The organism is Streptomyces sp. NRRL S-455, from assembly GCF_000717875.1.
In the GTDB taxonomy this organism is placed as follows: Bacteria; Actinomycetota; Actinomycetes; order Streptomycetales; family Streptomycetaceae; genus Streptomyces.
Window position 1 is genome coordinate 108334 of sequence record NZ_JOCT01000023.1, and the last position, 17932, is coordinate 126265.

The 17932-nt window shown below is 70.5% G+C and carries 19 protein-coding genes; 11 read left to right on the forward strand and 8 right to left on the reverse strand.

Features of this window, described 5'->3' with window-relative positions; translation table 11 throughout:
* Position 1: 1 nt before the first annotated feature.
* The 4 genes from IE97_RS0128265 to IE97_RS0128280 all read left to right on the forward strand — a co-directional run bounded on the left by IE97_RS0128265 (position 2) and on the right by IE97_RS0128280 (position 3458).
* Positions 2–922, forward strand: a complete 921-nt coding sequence (locus tag IE97_RS0128265; RefSeq protein ID WP_030246446.1) for a F0F1 ATP synthase subunit gamma — start codon at positions 2–4, stop codon at positions 920–922.
* On the forward strand, positions 923–2359 hold the full coding sequence (atpD, locus tag IE97_RS0128270) for a F0F1 ATP synthase subunit beta (RefSeq protein ID WP_030246448.1): 1437 nt from the start codon (positions 923–925) through the stop codon (positions 2357–2359).
* Positions 2360–2470: 111 nt separating this feature from the next.
* Complete coding sequence (locus tag IE97_RS0128275; RefSeq protein WP_030246452.1) at positions 2471–2848, forward strand: F0F1 ATP synthase subunit epsilon; 378 nt, start codon at positions 2471–2473, stop codon at positions 2846–2848.
* A 163-nt stretch (positions 2849–3011) separates the two neighbouring features.
* Positions 3012–3458, forward strand: coding sequence for a DUF2550 domain-containing protein (locus tag IE97_RS0128280; protein ID WP_030246454.1), 447 nt, complete (start codon positions 3012–3014; stop codon positions 3456–3458).
* A 71-nt stretch (positions 3459–3529) separates the two neighbouring features.
* Here the strand turns inward: IE97_RS0128280 and IE97_RS0128285 are convergent, their stop codons facing one another.
* From IE97_RS0128285 to IE97_RS0128295, 3 genes are all read right to left on the reverse strand, one after another.
* Entirely contained in the window at positions 3530–5356 is a 1827-nt protein-coding gene (locus IE97_RS0128285; protein WP_030246457.1) for a glycoside hydrolase family 18 chitinase, read from the reverse strand.
* 120 nt (positions 5357–5476) lie between these two features.
* Positions 5477–6118, reverse strand: coding sequence for a response regulator (locus IE97_RS0128290; protein WP_030246460.1), 642 nt, complete (start codon positions 6116–6118; stop codon positions 5477–5479).
* Positions 6115–7308 carry a sensor histidine kinase gene (locus IE97_RS0128295; RefSeq protein ID WP_030246463.1) on the reverse strand — a complete coding sequence of 398 codons (1194 nt, stop codon included), beginning with the start codon at positions 7306–7308 and terminating at the stop codon, positions 6115–6117. Before IE97_RS0128295 ends, IE97_RS0128290 begins: the two co-directional genes overlap by 4 nt.
* Before the next feature lie 152 nt (positions 7309–7460).
* Between IE97_RS0128295 and IE97_RS0128300 the strand changes: the two genes are divergently transcribed.
* Both IE97_RS0128300 and IE97_RS0128305 read left to right on the forward strand, forming a co-directional pair.
* A complete protein-coding gene (locus IE97_RS0128300) occupies positions 7461–8042 on the forward strand; it encodes a hypothetical protein (protein ID WP_030246465.1) in 582 nt (193 codons plus the stop codon).
* A complete protein-coding gene (locus IE97_RS0128305; RefSeq protein ID WP_030246468.1) occupies positions 8039–8227 on the forward strand; it encodes a DUF5708 family protein in 189 nt (62 codons plus the stop codon). Before IE97_RS0128300 ends, IE97_RS0128305 begins: the two co-directional genes overlap by 4 nt.
* Here IE97_RS0128305 and IE97_RS0128310 read toward each other — a convergent pair.
* The 3 genes from IE97_RS0128310 to IE97_RS0128320 are packed head-to-tail and all read right to left on the reverse strand — an operon-like array spanning position 8224 to position 10359.
* Complete coding sequence (locus tag IE97_RS0128310) at positions 8224–8796, reverse strand: cob(I)yrinic acid a,c-diamide adenosyltransferase (RefSeq protein ID WP_030246472.1); 573 nt, start codon at positions 8794–8796, stop codon at positions 8224–8226. The two genes, IE97_RS0128305 and IE97_RS0128310, sit on opposite strands and share 4 nt — an antisense overlap.
* A gap of 13 nt (positions 8797–8809) precedes the next feature.
* Positions 8810–9559, reverse strand: a complete 750-nt coding sequence (locus IE97_RS0128315) for an ABC transporter permease (RefSeq protein WP_030246476.1) — start codon at positions 9557–9559, stop codon at positions 8810–8812.
* A gap of 17 nt (positions 9560–9576) precedes the next feature.
* Positions 9577–10359, reverse strand: a complete 783-nt coding sequence (locus IE97_RS0128320) for an ABC transporter ATP-binding protein (RefSeq protein ID WP_030246478.1) — start codon at positions 10357–10359, stop codon at positions 9577–9579.
* Between the two features lie 80 nt (positions 10360–10439).
* On the opposite strand from IE97_RS0128320, the gene IE97_RS0128325 reads away from it, so the two are divergent.
* The 4 genes from IE97_RS0128325 (at position 10440) to IE97_RS0128340 (ending at position 15313) form a co-directional block, all read left to right on the forward strand.
* The gene (locus tag IE97_RS0128325; RefSeq protein ID WP_030246479.1) at positions 10440–11081 is read left to right on the forward strand and encodes a TetR/AcrR family transcriptional regulator; all 642 of its coding nucleotides are present in this window, start codon (positions 10440–10442) and stop codon (positions 11079–11081) included.
* Positions 11082–11207: 126 nt separating this feature from the next.
* On the forward strand, positions 11208–12056 hold the full coding sequence (locus IE97_RS0128330) for a 3-hydroxyacyl-CoA dehydrogenase family protein (protein ID WP_030246481.1): 849 nt from the start codon (positions 11208–11210) through the stop codon (positions 12054–12056).
* Between the two features lie 149 nt (positions 12057–12205).
* A complete protein-coding gene (locus IE97_RS0128335; protein WP_030246483.1) occupies positions 12206–12529 on the forward strand; it encodes an STAS domain-containing protein in 324 nt (107 codons plus the stop codon).
* Between the two features lie 276 nt (positions 12530–12805).
* Positions 12806–15313 (forward strand): ATPase AAA, encoded by a 2508-nt coding sequence (locus IE97_RS0128340; RefSeq protein WP_030246487.1) that lies wholly within the window; start codon positions 12806–12808, stop codon positions 15311–15313.
* Positions 15314–15377: 64 nt separating this feature from the next.
* On the opposite strand, the gene nucS is transcribed toward IE97_RS0128340, so the two are convergent.
* Entirely contained in the window at positions 15378–16049 is a 672-nt protein-coding gene (nucS, locus tag IE97_RS0128345) for an endonuclease NucS (protein WP_010040116.1), read from the reverse strand.
* A 255-nt stretch (positions 16050–16304) separates the two neighbouring features.
* On the opposite strand from nucS, the gene IE97_RS0128350 reads away from it, so the two are divergent.
* Positions 16305–16697: an SCO5389 family protein gene (locus tag IE97_RS0128350; RefSeq protein ID WP_030246492.1), complete on the forward strand. Its 393-nt coding sequence runs from the start codon at positions 16305–16307 to the stop codon at positions 16695–16697.
* Positions 16698–16778: 81 nt separating this feature from the next.
* Here IE97_RS0128350 and IE97_RS0128355 read toward each other — a convergent pair whose 3' ends face one another.
* Positions 16779–17807 carry an LLM class flavin-dependent oxidoreductase gene (locus IE97_RS0128355; protein WP_030246495.1) on the reverse strand — a complete coding sequence of 343 codons (1029 nt, stop codon included), beginning with the start codon at positions 17805–17807 and terminating at the stop codon, positions 16779–16781.
* Positions 17808–17932: the final 125 nt, after the last annotated feature.

The window sequence follows — 17932 nt, forward strand, 5'->3', positions numbered from 1 at the left end:
CATGGGAGCCCAGCTCCGGGTCTACAAGCGTCGCATCCGATCCGTCTCCGCGACCAAGAAGATCACCAAGGCGATGGAGATGATCGCCGCCTCGCGCGTCGTCAAGGCGCAGCGCAAGGTGGCGGCCTCCACGCCGTACGCGACCGAGCTCACCCGCGCGGTCACGGCGGTCGCGACCGGCTCGAACACCAAGCACCCGCTGACGACGGAAGCGGAGAACCCGACCCGCGCCGCGGTCCTGCTCCTCACGAGCGACCGCGGTCTGGCCGGCGCCTTCAACTCCAACGCCATCAAGGCGGCGGAGCGGCTGACGGCGAAGCTCGAGGGTGAGGGCAAGGAGGTCGTCAGCTACATCGTCGGCCGCCGTGGTGTCGCCCACTACAACTTCCGCGAGCGCAAGATCGCGGAGTCGTTCACGGGCTTCACCGACGAGCCCTCGTACGCGGACGCCAAGAAGGTCGCGGCCCCGCTGATCGAGGCGATCGAGACGGAGACGGCCGAGGGCGGCGTGGACGAGCTCCACATCGTCTACACCGAGTTCGTGTCGATGATGACGCAGACGGCGACCGAGGCGCGGCTGCTGCCGCTCAGCCTCGACGAGGTGGCGGCGGAGGCGAAGCCCGAGAAGGGCGAGATCCTCCCGCTGTTCGACTTCGAGCCCTCGGCGGAGGACGTCCTGGACGCCCTGCTGCCGCGCTACGTGGAGAGCCGGATCTACAACGCGCTGCTCCAGTCGGCCGCCTCCAAGCACGCCGCCACGCGGCGCGCGATGAAGTCGGCCACCGACAACGCCGGAGAGCTCATCGAGACGCTCACCCGGCTTGCCAACCAGGCCCGCCAGGCCGAAATCACCCAGGAAATCAGCGAGATCGTCGGTGGTGCCAGTGCCCTGGCCGACGCGACCGCGGGGAGTGACCGATAAATGACCACCACTGTTGAGACCGCGACGGCTACGGGCCGCGTCGCCCGGGTCATCGGCCCGGTCGTCGACGTGGAGTTCCCCGTCGACGCGATGCCCGAGATCTACAACGCCCTCCACGTCGAGGTCGCCGACCCGGCGCTCGCGGGCGAGAAGAAGACGCTGACCCTGGAGGTCGCCCAGCACCTGGGTGACGGCCTGGTCCGCGCGATCTCCATGCAGCCCACCGACGGTCTGGTCCGCCAGGCCCCGGTGACCGACACGGGCGCGGGCATCTCCGTCCCGGTCGGCGACTTCACCAAGGGCAAGGTGTTCAACACCCTCGGTGAGGTGCTGAACAGCGACGAGGTCCACGAGGGCGAGCGCTGGCCCATCCACCGCAAGGCCCCCGCGTTCGACCAGCTCGAGTCGAAGACCGAGATGTTCGAGACGGGCCTGAAGGTCGTCGACCTGCTCACCCCGTACGTCAAGGGCGGCAAGATCGGTCTGTTCGGTGGCGCCGGTGTCGGCAAGACCGTGCTGATCCAGGAAATGATCATGCGTGTCGCCAACCTCCACGAGGGCGTCTCCGTCTTCGCGGGCGTCGGTGAGCGCACCCGTGAGGGCAACGACCTCATCGCGGAGATGGAAGAGTCCGGAGTTCTGGACAAGACCGCCCTGGTCTTCGGCCAGATGGACGAGCCCCCGGGCACCCGTCTGCGCGTGGCCCTGGCCGGCCTGACGATGGCGGAGTACTTCCGTGACGTCCAGAAGCAGGACGTGCTGTTCTTCATCGACAACATCTTCCGCTTCACCCAGGCCGGTTCCGAGGTGTCGACCCTGCTCGGCCGTATGCCCTCCGCGGTGGGCTACCAGCCGAACCTGGCCGACGAGATGGGCATCCTCCAGGAGCGCATCACCTCGACCCGTGGTCACTCGATCACCTCGATGCAGGCGATCTACGTCCCCGCGGACGACCTGACCGACCCGGCCCCGGCCACCACCTTCGCCCACCTCGACGCGACGACGGTTCTGTCCCGTCCGATCTCCGAGAAGGGCATCTACCCGGCCGTGGACCCGCTGGACTCCACGTCCCGGATCCTCGACCCGCGGTACATCTCGGCGGACCACTACAACGCCGCGATGCGCGTGAAGAACATCCTGCAGAAGTACAAGGACCTGCAGGACATCATCGCGATCCTCGGTATCGACGAGCTCGGCGAGGAGGACAAGCTCGTCGTCCACCGTGCCCGTCGCGTGGAGCGCTTCCTGTCCCAGAACACCCACGCCGCCAAGCAGTTCACCGGCGTGGACGGTTCGGACGTGCCGCTGGACGAGTCGATCACCGCGTTCAACGCGATCTGCGACGGCGAGTACGACCACTTCCCGGAGCAGGCGTTCTTCATGTGCGGTGGTCTCGAGGACCTGAAGAAGAACGCGAAGGAGCTGGGCGTCTCCTGAGCCTCGCGCTCGTCGGAGGGGGCGGGGTTCGTCCCGCCCCCTCCGTCACGCCCATTAGACTTGTAATCCACACCCGGCACTCCCGCCGGGTGGTGACCCGAGGAGCCACCCTTGGCTGCTGAGCTGCACGTCGCGCTGGTCGCGGCCGACCGTGAGGTCTGGTCCGGCCAGGCCACCCTGGTCGTCGCGCGCACCACGTCCGGCGACATCGGCGTCATGCCCGGTCACCAGCCGCTGCTCGGTGTGCTGGAGTCGGGCCCCGTGACCATCCGCACGAGCGAGGGCGGGACCGTCGTCGCCGCGGTCCACGGCGGATTCATCTCGTTCGCGGACGACAAGCTCTCGCTGCTCGCGGAGGTCGCCGAGCTGTCGGACGAGATCGACGTCCAGCGCGCGGAGCGGGAGCTGGAGCGCGCGAAGGCGGAGGACGACGCGGAGGCCCAGCGCCGCGCGGACGTCCGTCTGCGGGCGGCCACGGCGGCGCGATGACCGTGGGGGCGCCTCCCAGGCCCTGCAGGCACTGGGGGACCGCCGTGTGAAGAGTTCACTCAGCCGCGGCTGGGTACCGGAGAGATCCGGGCCCAGCCGCGGCTGAGGTGGATGTGGGTGATTTTTACGTTCCGTTACCTAGGAGACGAGGAGGTCGGTGCCGATGGTCCTCGCTCTGACTGTGTGCGGAATCGTGGTGGCCCTCGTGCTGGTGGGCCTGTTCGTCTTCGGTCTGCGGCGCCGGCTGATCCAGCGCTCGGGCGGCACCTTCGACGCCAGCCTGCGCTGGGACGCCCCTGAGCAGGGCGACACCAACGGCAAGGGCTGGGCGTACGGAGTGGCCCGGTACAACGGCGACCGTGTCGAGTGGTACCGCGTCTTCTCGTACTCGCCGCGCCCGCGCCGCATCCTGGAACGCTCCGCGATCGAGGTGGCCGGCCGCCGGGTCCCCGAGGGCGAGGAGGAGCTGGCGCTCCTCTCCGACCATGTGATCCTGGCCTGTCTGCACCGGGGGACTCGGCTGGAGCTGGCCATGAGCGAGGACGCGCTGACCGGTTTCCTCGCGTGGCTTGAGGCAGCCCCGCCCGGACAGCGAGTGAATGTGGCGTAGCCACATTCACTCGCTGGGTGGGGGTCCCCCCCGGACGAAGCCTGGGGGAGCGTCAATGTGGCTCAGTAGCTCTACTGCCTGAGGCCGCGGTCGATGGCCTTCACCAGCTCACCGTTGCCGGTGTCGCCGCTGAACTCCCAGAAGAACGCGCCGCCCAGGCCCTGGTTCCTGGCCCAGGTCATCTTCCCGGCGATCGTGGACGGAGTGTCGTAGGACCACCAGTTGCTGCCGCAGTGCGCGTACGCCGTGCCCGCGATGGTGCCGGTGACCGGGCAGGAGTTCTTCAGGACCTTGTAGTCCTCGATGCCCGCCTCGTACGTGCCCGGAGCGGCGCCGGTCGCCGAGCCGCCCGGGGCGGACTGGGTGACGCCGGTCCAGCCGCGGCCGTAGAAGCCGATGCCGAGCAGCAGCTTGGCGGACGGGACGCCCTTCGCCTTGAGCTTGGCGATCGCGTCGGCCGAGTTGAAGCCGGCCTGCGGGATCCCCGGGTACGAGGTGAGCGGGGAGTGGGGGGCGGTCGGGCCGTCCTTGTCGAAGGCGCCGAAGTAGTCGTACGTCATCACGTTGTACCAGTCGAGGTACTGTGCGGCGCCCCCGTAGTCGGCCGCGTCGATCTTGCCGCCGGAGGAACCGTCGGCGGTGATGGCCGCGGTGACCAGGTACTTCGGACCGAACTCCGTACGCAGCGCGGACATCAGGTTCCTGAACGCCGCCGGGCCGGACGTGTCGCAGGTCAGGCCGCAGGCGTTCGGGTACTCCCAGTCGATGTCGATGCCGTCGAACACGTCGGCCCAGCGCGGGTCCTCCACGACGGCCTTGCAGGACTTGGCGAACGCGGCGGCGTTCTGCGCGGCCTGGCCGAAGCCGCCCGAGTAGGTCCAGCCGCCGAAGGAGTACAGCACCTTGATGTGCGGGTACTTGGCCTTGAGCTGGCGCAGCTGGTTGAAGTTGCCGCGCAGCGGCTGGTCCCAGGTGTCGGCGGTGCCGCTGACGGACTGGTCGGCGGTGTAGGCCTTGTCGTAGGCGGCGTAGGTGTCGTCGACGGTGCACTGGCCGTTCTTGACGTTGCCGAACGCGTAGTTGATGTGGGTGATCTTCGACGCCGAGCCGGACGTCACCAGGTTCTTGACGTGGTAGTTGCGGCCGTAGACGCCCCACTCGACGAAGTAGCCGAGGTTGACCTTGTCGCCGGTGGGCGGCTCGGTGGTGCCGCCGGTGGTGCGCACCGCGCGGGCGCCGCTGACCGGGCCGGTCTGGTCGGCGGTGTCGCGGGCCTGCACCGAGTAGGAGTAGTCGGTGCCGGCGGTCAGGCCGGTGTCGGTGTACGAGGTGCCCGTCACGGTGGCGACCTTGCCGCCGTCGCGCAGCACGTCGTAGTTCTTGACGCCCTTGTCGTCGGTGGCGGCGGACCAGGACAGCTTCACCGAGGTGTGGGTGATGTCGGAGGCGGCCGGGGTGCCGGGGGCGCTCGGCGCGCTGTCGCCGGGTTCCGTGGTGCCGCCGTCACAGCTGCCGCCGTTCAGCTTGCACTTCGCGGGGGAGCCGGAGCCCGTGCCGTTGAAGCCGAAGGAGACGGATGCGCCGGGGGCGAGGGTGCCGTTCCAGGACTTGTTCTTCGCGGTCCAGTGGGTGCCGGAGGAGGTGACGTCGGCGTCCCAGGAAGAGGTGACGGAGGTACCGGAGGGGAAGTCCCACTCCACGGTCCAGGAGCTGAGTGTCGTGGTTCCGGTGTTCTTCACCGTCCACTTGCCTTCGAAGCCCGAGCCCCAGTCCTGCGTCTTGGCGTAGGTCGCGGTGGCGGACGCGGCCGCCTGGGCGGGGGTGGCGAGGCCGACCATTCCGGCCAGCGGGAGCAACAGCGTCGCGAGTCCTGCCGCGGCTCTGTGTCTGAAGCGCATGCTGCGCCTCCTTGTGGGGTTGTCGGGGCGTGACTGAGCCTCACGCCCCTCATGGTGCGGTGAGAATAGAAAGGTCTGAACCACCGGTCAATAGGTCTGGACCACCGCATCGGCGTCGGTTCAGATCCCCAACTCCTGCGCCAGCACCGCCGCCTGCACCCTGCTGCGCAGTTCCAGCTTCCCCAGCAGCCGGCTGACATGGGTCTTCACGGTCGCCTCGGCCATGTCGAGCCGCTCGGCGATGCCCGCGTTGGACAGGCCTTCACCCAGACAGGACAGCACTTCGCGCTCACGCCGGGTCAGCTGGTCCAGGACGGACGGATCGGCCGTCGGCTCCCGCGCGGGCTTCGCGGCGAACTCGGCGATCAGACGGCGGGTGACCGCCGGGGAGATCAGCCCCTCCCCGCGCGCCACCGTCCGTACCGCCTCCAGCAGTTCCTTGGCCTCGGCGTTCTTCAGCAGGAACCCGGACGCGCCCGCGCGCAGCGCCCCGAACACGTACTCGTCGTGATCGAAGGTGGTCAGCACGAGCACGTCCGCGAGCCCTTCGGCGACGACCTGCCGGGTCGCCGACACTCCGTCCACGCGGGGCATCTGAATGTCCATCAGCACCAGGTCCGGCCGCAGCTCGCGCGCCAGTGCCACCGCCTGCTCGCCGTCCGCCGCCTCGCCGGCCACCTCGATGTCCGGCGCGCTGCGCAGGATGAGCACCAGGCCTGAGCGGACGGCCGACTGGTCCTCGGCGACCAGGACGCGGATCATGGGGTGTCTCCTTCGGCGGTGTCGCTGACGGGGAGGGTGGCGCGTACGGCCCAGATCTTGCCGTCCCGCGAGTCCTCGGGACCGGCCTCGAAGGTGCCGCCGAGCAGCGCGGCGCGCTCCCGCATGCCGACCAGGCCGGCGCCCGATCCGGGGGCCGTGGGGCCGTCCCGGTCGCCGTAGGGGCTGCTCACCTCGACCGTCAGAACACCGTCGCACCGGGCGAGGGACACGGCGACCCGGCCGGCGCCGGCGTGCTTGAGCGCGTTGGTGAGGGACTCCTGGACGATGCGGTAGGCGGCGAGTTCCACGGGCGCCGGGACCGCGCCCTGGGCCGCGTCGAGGGTGACGTCGAGGCCGTTGGTGCGCGCGTTCTCCACCAGGGCGACGAGTCCGTCGAGGGTGGGGGCGGCGACCGGCTCGGTGTCGCCGCTGGAATCGCGGAGGATCCCGATCAGCCGCCGCATCTCCGCGAGCCCCTCGACGCTGTTCTCGCGGATGACCACCAGCGCCTCCTGCGAGGTCTTGGGGTCCTCCAGGGAGAGAGCGGCCGTGGAGTGGATGGCGATCGCCGAGAGGTGGTTGGCGACCATGTCGTGCAGTTCGCGGGCCATCCGGGCACGCTCGGCGGTGACGGCCTGGGTGCGGTCCATCTCGGCGAGCAGCGCGGTCTGCTCGGCGAGCAGCCGGGCCGCCTCGGCCGCGTCACGGTGGTTGCGGACGATCAGACCCGTGGCGGCGGGGCCGAAGGACACGAGGCCGGTGATCACACCGATCAGCAGCGCCTCGGGCTCGCGCCAGACCGCGAACGGCACCACCGCCCCGGCCACCGAGAGCAGCCCGGTGATCCGCGGGATGCGGTGGGCCGAGGCGGGCGGTCCGTACAGGACGGCCGCGTACATGAGGTCGGTGTACATCAGGATCGTGACCAGGTTGCCCTGGGTGACGAGGTCCAGCACGATCGCGGGCGTGCCGATCAGCAGGGCGGTGCGGGGGGCGGTCCGGCGCAGCAGCTCGCAGCCGGCCATGACGAAGAGCGGCAGCAGAAGCGGCCAGCGTCCCGGCAGGAGCACGTACGGCTCGGTGTGCGGACGGGTGGCCAGGCCGACGCTCCACAGCAGCAGCCCGCCGAGCAGCCCGGCCAGCGCGACGCGGACGTCGAAGCGGCGGGGGCGGGGGAGTCGTACGGCCATGGCACCATCCAACACGGCCGTCGCGCCCTGAGCGTGAACCCCGCGGAGGGTCCTCGGCTGCATCCTTCGATGTACTGCGGGTTCGTCAGTGGCGATGACGATTCCGGGCACGCCGCACGGGAGCCTGAAGAGGTGACCGAGAGGAGCGAACCGTGATCGTCGCATTGATCGCCGCCTGCGAGATCGGCTTCTGGGTGCTGCTGGCGGCCGGGCTGAGCGCCCGCTACCTCCTGCGCATGCCACGGCTGGGGCTGGGCCTGCTGCTGTGCGAGCCGCTGTTGGAGGTCGTCCTGCTGGTCGCCACCGCGCTGGACCTGAAGAACGGTGCCGAGCCGAACTGGACGCACGGGCTGGCCGCGCTGTACATCGGCTACACCGTCGGGCACGGCCACCGCACGGTGAAGTGGCTCGACGGCCACGCGGCCCACCGGCTGGGCGGCGCCCCGAAGCCGATCGGCCCACCGCGCTACGGAATGGCCCGCGCCCGCCACGAGGGCAAGGTGTGGCTGGGCACGCTGGTGGGCGCCGTCGTCGCGACCGTGCTCCTCCAGCTCGCGATCTGGTACGTGGACGACCCGAGCCGCGTGACCTCGCTGGAGAACTGGCGCTACGGGGCCTGGCGTGCGGCCGGGATCCACGGACTGGTCGCTCTGAGCTACTGGATCTGGCCGCGCAAGGCCCCTGCGGGTGAGCCGGAGGCGGTCACCACCTCGAAGGAAAGGACACACTCATGAGCAAGGCATCCCAGTACCTGCTGGAAGGCGTCGCCACCTTCCTGATCGGCCTGGTGCTGTGGCGGTTCACCGGAGACGTGGACGTCCCCGTGGTGACCCTCACGAAGGTGGGCGTCGTGATGATGATCGTCGGCGGGGTCCTCTCCGCCAACGGCCTCCATCACGTCGCGCGAGGCAGAACCTAGCGTTCGCCGCCCGGCACCCACAACACATCTCCGACCTCCTTGTTCGCCGTCCTCGCGAGGATGAACAGGAGGTCGGAGAGCCGGTTGAGGTAGGTGGCCGTCAGGGGGTTCATCGTCTCGCCGTGGGCCTCCAGGGCGGACCAGGTCGAGCGTTCCGCCCGGCGTACGACCGTGCAGGCCTGGTGGAGCAGGGCCGCGCCCGGGGTGCCGCCCGGGAGGATGAAGGAGCGGAGCTTCTCCAGCTGCTCGTTAAAGCGGTCGCAGTCCGCCTCCAGCTTGTCGATGTAGAACTGCTCGACACGCAGCGGCGGGAACTCCGGGTTCTCCACCACCGGCGTCGACAGGTCCGCTCCCACGTCGAACAGGTCGTTCTGGACGCGGGTGAGGACCTTGACGATCTCCTCGTCCAGGCCGCCCAGCGCGATCGCCGTGCCGATCACCGCGTTCGCCTCGTTGGCGTCGGCGTACGCGGAGATCCGCAGGTCGGTCTTGGCGACCCGGCTCATGTCGCCGAGGGCGGTGGTGCCCCGGTCGCCGGTCCTGGTGTAGATGCGCGTCAGATTGACCATGTGGCCAGCGTAGTTACGCTCCGGCGGTTCGGAACACGCGTGTGCCCACCGTCACGGAGACGGCCGTGAGCCCGACGGCCACCAGGGCGCCGTACAGCATGTGCGCCGTCGCGTAATCGCCGACGTACGCGTCCCGCACCGCGTCCACCAGATAGCGGAACGGCATGAGGTGCGACAGTACGTCCAGCCACGCCGGTCCCAGGGTCATCGGGAGCATCAGGCCGGACAGCAGCATCGACGGCATGGTCAGCGCGTTGACCGCCGGACCGAAGCTCTGGGGCGTGTCCAGCTTCATCGCCAGCGCGTAGGACAGCGCGGCCAGCGACACCGTGAGCAGCGCGACGAACCCGAAGCCGATCAGTACGCCGGCCAGCGGCGCCCGCAGGCCCAGGGCCATGGCCGCCAGCACCAGCAGCACGGCCTGGAAGACGAACACGGTGGCTTCCCGCAGCACCCGGCCGAGCAGCAGGGCCAGCCGGCTGACCGGAGTGACCCGCATGCGCTCCACCACTCCCTGCCCCTTCTCGAGGATGACCGCGAAACCCGCGAACGAGGCTCCGAACAGACCGAGTTGGCACAGCAGGCCGGGGACGAGCATCTGCCAGGAGCTGCCGCGCCCGCCGAGCGGCAGGTCGGTCAGCAGCGGGCCGAAGAACAACAGGTACAGCAGCGGCATCAGGACGCCGAAGAGCAGTGCGAAGCGGGAGCGCAGGGACTGGCGCAGGTAGCGCCCGTAGATGAGGGCGGTGTCGTGTAACAGCATCGGGAGTCCTCTGCGTCCTATACGGCGACGGGGGTCTGGTCGGCCGGTGCGGCGCTGCGGCCGGTGATGGCGAGGAACGTGTCCTGGAGGGTCGCGTCGATCGAGCCGCCGTACTCCAGCTTCAGCGCGTCCGGAGTGCCCTCGGCGGCGACCACGCCCCGGTCGACGACGACCAGCCGGTCGGACAGGGCGTCGGCCTCGTCGAGGTAGTGGGTGGTGAGGAAGACGGTCGTGCCGTGCTCGTCGCGCAGTCGGCGCACCAGGTCCCACAGATCGGCGCGGCTGCCGGGGTCGAGCCCGGTCGTCGGTTCGTCGAGGAACAGCACCTTCGGGCGGTGGGTGAGCGCCATCGCGATGTCCAGTCGGCGCCGCTGCCCGCCGGAGAGCGCCGCGCACTTGCGGTCGAGCAGCTCGGTGAGGTCCAGCTCGCGGGCGAGTTCCCCGGCCCGCTCGGCGGCCCGCGCCTTGGTCAGCCGGTACAGGCGCCCCTGGGTGACGAGTTCCTCCCGCACGGAGATCTGCGGGTCCACCCCGCCGGACTGTGCCACGTAGCCGCAGGACCGCCGCACCCCGGCCGGGTCCGCCGCCAGGTCGTGGCCCGCGACGGTGGCGGCACCGCCGGTCGGCGCCAGCAACGTCGTCAGCATCCGCAGGGTCGTCGTCTTGCCGGCCCCGTTCGGGCCGAGGAAACCCAGGATCTCGCCCTCGCGCACGGTCAGGTCGATACCGCGCACGGCATGAACGGGGCCGTGCTTCGTCCGGAAGGTACGGGCCAGGCCGGCCGTACTGATGATTGCCATGCCGCCCAGAAAAGCAGAGTCTCTTAAAGTTTGCAATGGCCCCAAGTTTTGAGGGGCCCCAGGGAAGTTAGGATTCGGGCATGACAGAGGGGCTCAGGGAGCGGAAGAAGCGCGAGACCAGGCAGCGCATCTCGGACATCGCCACCGGGCTGTTCCTGGAGCACGGGTTCGTGACGGTGACGATCGCGGACGTGGCGGAGGCGGCCGATGTCTCCGTCAACACCGTCTACAACTACTTCCCGGCCAAGGAGGACCTCTTCTTCGACCGCTCGCAGGGTGTCGTCGACCGGCTCTCCCGCTGGGTGCGCGGCCGGGACGCGGGGGAGTCCGCCGCCCGGGCGGTGCTGCGCGAGCTGCGCGCCGAGATCGAGGCGGTCTCGCCCCGGATGGGCCTCATCGAGGGTTACGACCGTTTCATGCGCTGCATCGACGAGGCGCCGCCGCTGCGCTCCCGGCTGTGGCGCATCCAGCAGGAGGTCCAGGACAACCTGGAGGCGACCCTCCGGGAGGAGACGGGTGCCGAGGGCGGCGACCCGCTGCCGAGGCTGATCGCCGGTCAGATCTGCTGGGTCCACGGCACCGTCTTCGTGGCGATCGGCCGTGAGATGGCCAAGGGGCGCAACCCGGACGAAGTGTCACGGGAGATGCTCGTCCTCCTCGACGACATCGAGGAGCTGTTGAGCGAGAACGTGCTCAACTACGCCGTCCGGGAAGCCGAGTGACCCCTGCTGGTGTGATGTCCGTCATGTGAGACGTGACGCGCATTACTTACTGGTCACACAGGCCCTCACGAGCGCTAGTGTCCGCCCGAGAGGCAGACATGAACAGCGCGTCAGGGGAGTCGCACAGTGGCACGGAAGCTCGCCGTCATCGGAGCCGGCCTCATGGGGTCCGGTATCGCCCAGGTCTCCGCGCAGGCGGGCTGGGACGTCGTCCTGCGCGACGTGACCGACGAGGCGCTCAGGCGAGGCACCGACGGCATCAAGGCGTCGTACGACAAGTTCGTCGCCAAGGGCAAGCTGGAGGCGCATGACGCCGACGCCGCCCTCGCGCGCATCACCGCGACCACCGACCTGGACGCCGCGGCCGACGCGGACGTGGTCGTCGAGGCCGTCTTCGAGAAGCTCGAGGTCAAGCACGAGATCTTCCGCAACCTCGACAAGATCGTGAAGGACGAGGCGATCCTGGCCTCGAACACCTCCGCCATCCCGATCACCAAGATCGCGGCGGCGACGGAGCGCCCGGAGCGGGTCGTCGGCACGCACTTCTTCTCGCCGGTGCCGATGATGCAGCTGTGCGAACTGGTGCGCGGCTACAAGACCAGTGACGAAACCCTCGCCAAGGCTCGGGAGTTCGCCGAGTCCGTCGGCAAGACCTGCATCGTCGTCAACCGCGACGTCGCCGGCTTCGTGACGACCCGTCTCATCTGCGCCCTGGTCGTCGAGGCCGCGAAACTGCACGAGTCGGGCGTGGCGAGCGCCGAGGACATCGACCTTGCCTGCAAGCTGGGCTTCGGCCACGCCATGGGCCCGCTGGCGACGGCGGACCTGACCGGCGTCGACATCCTGCTGCACGCCACGAGCAACATCTACACCGAGTCCCAGGACGAGAAGTTCGCGGCTCCCGAGTCGATGCGCCGGATGGTTGACGCCGGTGACATCGGACGCAAGAGCGGGCAGGGCTTCTACAAGCACTGAAACCGCACACACCCCGGGGTCATCACACCCCGGGGTGAATTCGGTATCGGTTCGCTTACAGGAAGCAACCTCTGCGCCCTCCACGCAGTCAGAGGTTGCATCACCCACATCAGAACGCGGAGCACGAGACGCACGCACGGGGAGCGCATATGTACATCAGGGGCGACCACGCCGAGCTGGTCGTCGGGGGCCGCCTCGACGTCCGCAGCGCGGCGGACGCCCGTACGGTCCTGCACTCGGCCGTCGACGACGGAGTCGGAGACCTGGTGCTGGACCTGTCCGAACTGGACTCCTGGGACGCCACCGGACTGGGCGTGATCATGGGAGCCCACCGGCGGGCCGGCCGCTGCGGCCGGCGCCTGGTCCTGCGCGGCGTGCCGCCGCAGATGCAGCGCCTGCTGGTGGCCACCCGCCTGCACCGGATCCTGGCGATCGAGGGAGGCATCGGGGTGGAGACACTGCCTCGCGTGTGACGCCTCGTACGTGTGAACCGGATGACCCGGGAGACCCGGACGGACGATGTCGAATCGTGCGGCGAATGGTGCGACGCGCACAATCCTCACGAGACCGTGACGTCTCGGACGGCGCGGTACCCCGGACTGTCGTAGATACTGTGCGAAGGTTTAGGGTTCGGCTGCCCGCTGCCATGCCACCCTTCGAGCGGGCCCGGACCAGAAGCGACAGCGCGGTGTGCAGCAAGGCCGGGAGGGGCTAGCAGGGCACACACACGCTTTTGGGGGGCTTGACCTATGGACCCGAACACCCGGGGACCCGAGGAGTACGGCCACGACGGCGACGGTACCGCGCCGCGCCAGCGCCCGCCCCGGGAATCCCTCACACCCGACTTCAGCCAGCACGCGCCCGCGCTCGCCCGCACGGTGCAGCTCGTCTCCGGCGACTTCCTGCTGACCGTCAACCCCGTCGACGGCAGCGAGATAGAGGTCTGCCCGCCCGCCGAACGGCCCGCCCGTCCCGTCAAGCTCGACCCGGCCGAACGCGCCGAGGCCGAGCGCGCGGCCCTGCCGCCCGTCCCGCCCGGTCCCGCGCAGCCCACTCTGCCGCTGCTCGCCCGCCAGGAGGAACGCGAGCAGCTGGTGCGCCTGCTCGCCCGCGGCCGCACCGTCCGCCTCACCGGGCCCGCCGGCTCCGGCCGCACCCGCCTGCTCGACCTGGTCGCCGAGGACTGCTCGGACCTCGCGCCGGACGGCGTCGTCCGGCTGAACGGCTTCGGCCGCACCTCCGGCGAACTGCTGTACGACCTCTTCTACGCGGTGTACAAAGCCCCCCTGCACCGCCCGGACCGGGACGAACTGCTCACCCATGTCCGTGAGATCGGCGCGGTCGTCGTCCTCGACGGCCTGGACTTCGGCGGCGCCGCGCTCGACGAGCTGCTGGAGGCGACCCCCGAGTGCGCCTTCCTGCTCGGCGCCACCCCGGACGTGCCGGCGCCCTCCGCCGACGCCGGTGTGGAGGAGGTCGTCCTCGGCGGACTGGACCGCGCGGCCGGACTGGACCTGCTCGAACACGCCGTCGGCCGTTCCCTCACCGAGGAGGAGTCCAACTGGGCGGGCGACCTCTGGTTCGAGTCCGAGGGCCTGCCGCTGCGCTTCGTCCAGGCCGGCGCCCTGCTGCGGCAGCGCGACCGGCTGCGTGCCGGAGCCGGAGCCGTCGACGAGTTCGGCGTCTTCGAGGACGCGCCCCCGGCCGACGGGTACGACGCCGCCGAGGAAGACGAGGTGCCCCTGCCCTCACTCGGTGAGGCCGCCGCTCCCGCGCCCCTGCTCGCCTCCCGGCTCAGCGCATCCGCCCGCGCCACCCTCCGGTTCGCGGTCGCCCTGGGCGGCGAGGTGCCGCACCAGGCGCATCTGCCCGCTCTGGTCGGCGACACCCACGCGGATGCCGCGCTCGGCGAACTGGCCGCCTGCGGCCTGGTCTCCGCGGTCGGCTCCCGCTACCGGCTCGCCGCGGGGGTGTCGACGCAGCTCGAGGCCGCGGGGTACGCCGACGAGGCCGAGGCCGGCGCCCGCAGCGCCGCCCAGCACTACTCCTGGTGGGCCGGGCACCCCTCGGTCACCCCCGAGCGTGTGTGCGCCGAGGCCGACGCGCTCCTCGCCGCCCTGGCGGTCCTCACCCCGCTCACCGGCCCGACCGCCGAGGGCGAGGAGAGCCCGGCCCTGCACCTGGCGCGCACCGCCGCACCGGCGTTCGCCGCCGGACTGCACTGGAGCGCCTGGGAACGGGCCCTGCGGACCGGCGCCGAGGCCGCCCGGCTCGCCGGCGACGTCGCCGAGCAGGCCTACTTCCACCACGAGCTCGGCATCCTCGCCCTGTGCGGCGGACAGCTCGACCGGGCCCGCGCCGAACTGGAGACCTCCGTGGGTCTGCGCGGCGCCCTGTCGGACAAGCGTGGCACCGTCGCCGGCCGCCGTGCGCTCGCCCTGGTCGCGGACCGCTCCGGCACGCCGCTGACTCTCGGGCCGACCGCGGGGGAGGAGGTGCCCGACGCCCGGTACGAGGAGTCGGCGTCCCCGGCCGAGGGTGTACCGGCGGCCTTCCCGACCCTCCAGCAGCCCTCAGCCCCGGCCCTGGTCACCCACCGCTCCTCGCAAGGGCCCTCGCGCAAGGCCGGGGGCGGGCTCAAGGGCCTGGCCCGGCGCAACCTCGTGGCCGCCGGGGCCGGCGCCCTGCTCGTCGCGGTGCTCGGCACGGTGGTGACGCTCGGCGCCACCTCCGACAACGACCCGAATCCGCCGTCCGGCCAGGTCGGCGTCGACCCCTCGGCCAGTCAGGGCCCGAGCGACGGCAGTCTGGGCGCCGAACGTCCGGTGAACGACAGCGACGGTGACCCGGGCGTGGTGACCACCCGCCCGACCGAACCGGGCCCGGACGGCACGCCGGGGACGTCGGACGATCCGACGCCGACGAGTGGACCGAGCGGTTCGCCGAGCCCCAGCGACCCGGGGTCCACGACGAAGCCGCCCACGACCTCGAAGCCGCCGGCGACATCCAAGCCCCCGACGACGTCGAAGCCCCCCACGACATCGAAGCCGCCGACCACGTCGAAGCCGCCGACCTCGCAACCTCCCACGTCCGAGCCGCCGACCTCGCAGTCGCCGACCTCCGCCCCGCCGACCACCAGCCCGAGCACCTCGGACTCCGCGAGCGGCCCGGCGCCGAGCGCCCCCGCGAGCACCACGGCGAGCGCGCCGCAGAGCAGTGCGGGGACGCCGGACGGCTCGCAGCCGCTGGTGATCTGACACCCGACACGCGGCAGGGCCGGGTCCGTTCCCGGACCCGGCCCTTCTTGTCGTACGGGACGTGTCAGAACAGCCGCAGCTTGTCGTCCTCGATGCCGCGCAGCGCGTCGTAGTCGAGGACCTGGCAGCCGATGCCCCGGTCGGTCGCGAGGACACGGGCCTGGGGCTTGATCTCCTGCGCGGCGAAGATGCCGCGGACGGGGGCGAGATGGGGGTCGCGGTTCAGCAGCTCCAGATAGCGCGTCAGCTGCTCCACGCCGTCGATCTCACCGCGCCGCTTGATCTCGACCGCGACGGTCTTGCCGTCGGCGTCCCGGCACAGGATGTCGACCGGGCCGATGGCCGTCGGGTACTCGCGGCGGATCAGGGTGTAGCCGTCGCCGAGCGTCTCGATGCGGTCGGCGAGCAGCTCCTGCAGGTGCGCTTCCACGCCGTCCTTGATCAGGCCGGGATCGACGCCCAGTTCGTGCGAGGAGTCGTGGAGGACTTCCTCCATCGTGATGATGAGCTTCTCGCCCGCCTTGTTGACGACGGTCCAGACGCCCTCGTCCTCGCCGGTGCCCTCCTTCAGTGTGCAGGGCGGCGACATCCAGTTCAGGGGCTTGTAGGCCCGGTCGTCGGCGTGGATCGAGACGCTGCCGTCCGCCTTCACCAGGATCAGACGCGGGGCCGAGGGGAGGTGGGCGGTGAGCCGCCCGGCGTAGTCCACGGAGCAGCGGGCAATGACGAGACGCATGGTCGGCAACGCTACTCGACGGGTGCCTGTCGACGCGATTCGCCCTGGAAAACACATGTTCGGTAATGGCCGATTGTGTGCATGGTGTGCTCATTGAGAGTGTGCCATCTGCGCATTTTCCTGGTGCCGTCCCCGCCGGTTGCTTACCGTATGAACGGGAGGTCGCGACGTGTGTACGCAGCGTGTCCGGTATCGCGAACTCCCTTATTGTCCGGCAACCCCTGCCCGCCGGGCGGGGGTGCGAGAGGAGAACTCATGTCGCTCGACGTCTCACCGGCCCTACTGGAACAGGCCGAGCGAGGCGAGGTCGATGAAGCCGAATTCGTCGACTGCGTCCGGACCTCCCTGCCCTACGCGTGGGAGATGATCAGCTCCCTGGTGGCCCAGCTGAAGGTGGACGGCGGTGCGTTCGCCGACAACCAGACGCCTCCGCCGGACGAGCAGGCACGCGGTCAGCTGCTGCGTGCGCTTGCGAGTGACGCGATACGCGGCGCGCTGCAACGGCACTTCGGTGTGCGGCTGGCCTTCCAGAACTGCCACCGGGTGGCCGTCTTCCCGCTTGACTCCTCGGTCGACGAGAAACTGGGCCGCTTCACCTCGGTCCGCAGTCAGGTGCTGAATCAGTCCCCCGAGTTCCGCGACTGCTGAGGCGCCGCCTGCTTGCCGCTCCGTACGCGGGAGGTGCGCTTTTGTACCGGAGCGGCAAGCCCCCAGGAACCCACCGCGCTTTCAGACGAGTTGGGGGAGCACCTCGGCCCCCAGCCGCCGTACGTTCTCCTCGGTCGCCGCCAGGTCCCCGGAGCCCTCCACGAGCAGGGCGAAGCGGGAGATGCCGGTCCGCTCGCTGGTCGCCGCCAGCCGGTCCGCGCACAGCCGCGGGGTGCCCACCGGGTGCAGCCCGCAGAGCAGTTCGGTGTACGCCAGCGGGTCGCGCATCCGCCGTGTGCGCCCGTCGACCGTGACATGCGCCTCCAGGCCCTGTTTCAGCCAGCCCGGCATCGCCTTCATCAGCGTCTCCGCCGCGTCGGCCCGCCGGTCCGCGATCTGGCAGACGCCCGCCGACACATGGGACGCGCCGAGGATCTCCTCCGCCGACCGGCCGCAGGCCCGCGCGTGCTGCCGCCACAGGGCGACCATCTCCGCCTTCTCCTCGTCCCCCACGTGCATCCCGAGCAGCATCGACAGGCCGCGCTCGGCGGCCAGCCGCACACTCGCCGGGGACGTGCAGGCGACGACGACCTCCGGCCCCGCGACCTCGTTCAGGGCCTCCGACGGCCGGGGGACGACCGTGACTTCACGGAAGCGGAAACGCTCACCGTCGGCCGCGACAGACGGTGCGCGCAGCCAGCGCACCAGGAGGTCAAGGGACTCCGGGAACCCCTTCTCGTACGCCTCCAGGCCCGCGCCGAACACCTCCAGGTCGACCCACGGGCCGCCACGGCCGACACCGAGCGTGAAACGGCCGCCGCTCGTGTGGTGCAGCAGCGCGGCCTGTTCACCGAGGGCCACGGGGTGGGCGGTGGGCAGGACGCTGACCGCCGTACCGACCCGGATGCGGCGGGTGCGGCCCAGCAGCCAGGCGGCCAGCGTGACGGCCGAGGGGCACGTGCCGTACGGCACGAAATGGTGCTCGGCCAGCCAGACCGTGTCGAGCCCGGCCTCCTCGGCCACCTCGGCCGAGCGGACCGCGCGGTGCAGCGCTTCTCCCTCGCCCTGACCGGGGAACTGGGCCGCCAACACGAAACTTCCAACGCGCATTGCTTTCCTGCTTCCTTGGCTCCGACACGGAGCTCCCCCACAGCGCATAACCGTCTGACACGTGCCGAGGACACGGCCGGGCGGAGTATTTTGCGGATTGTCTGCAGAAAGAACGGCGTTCCGCG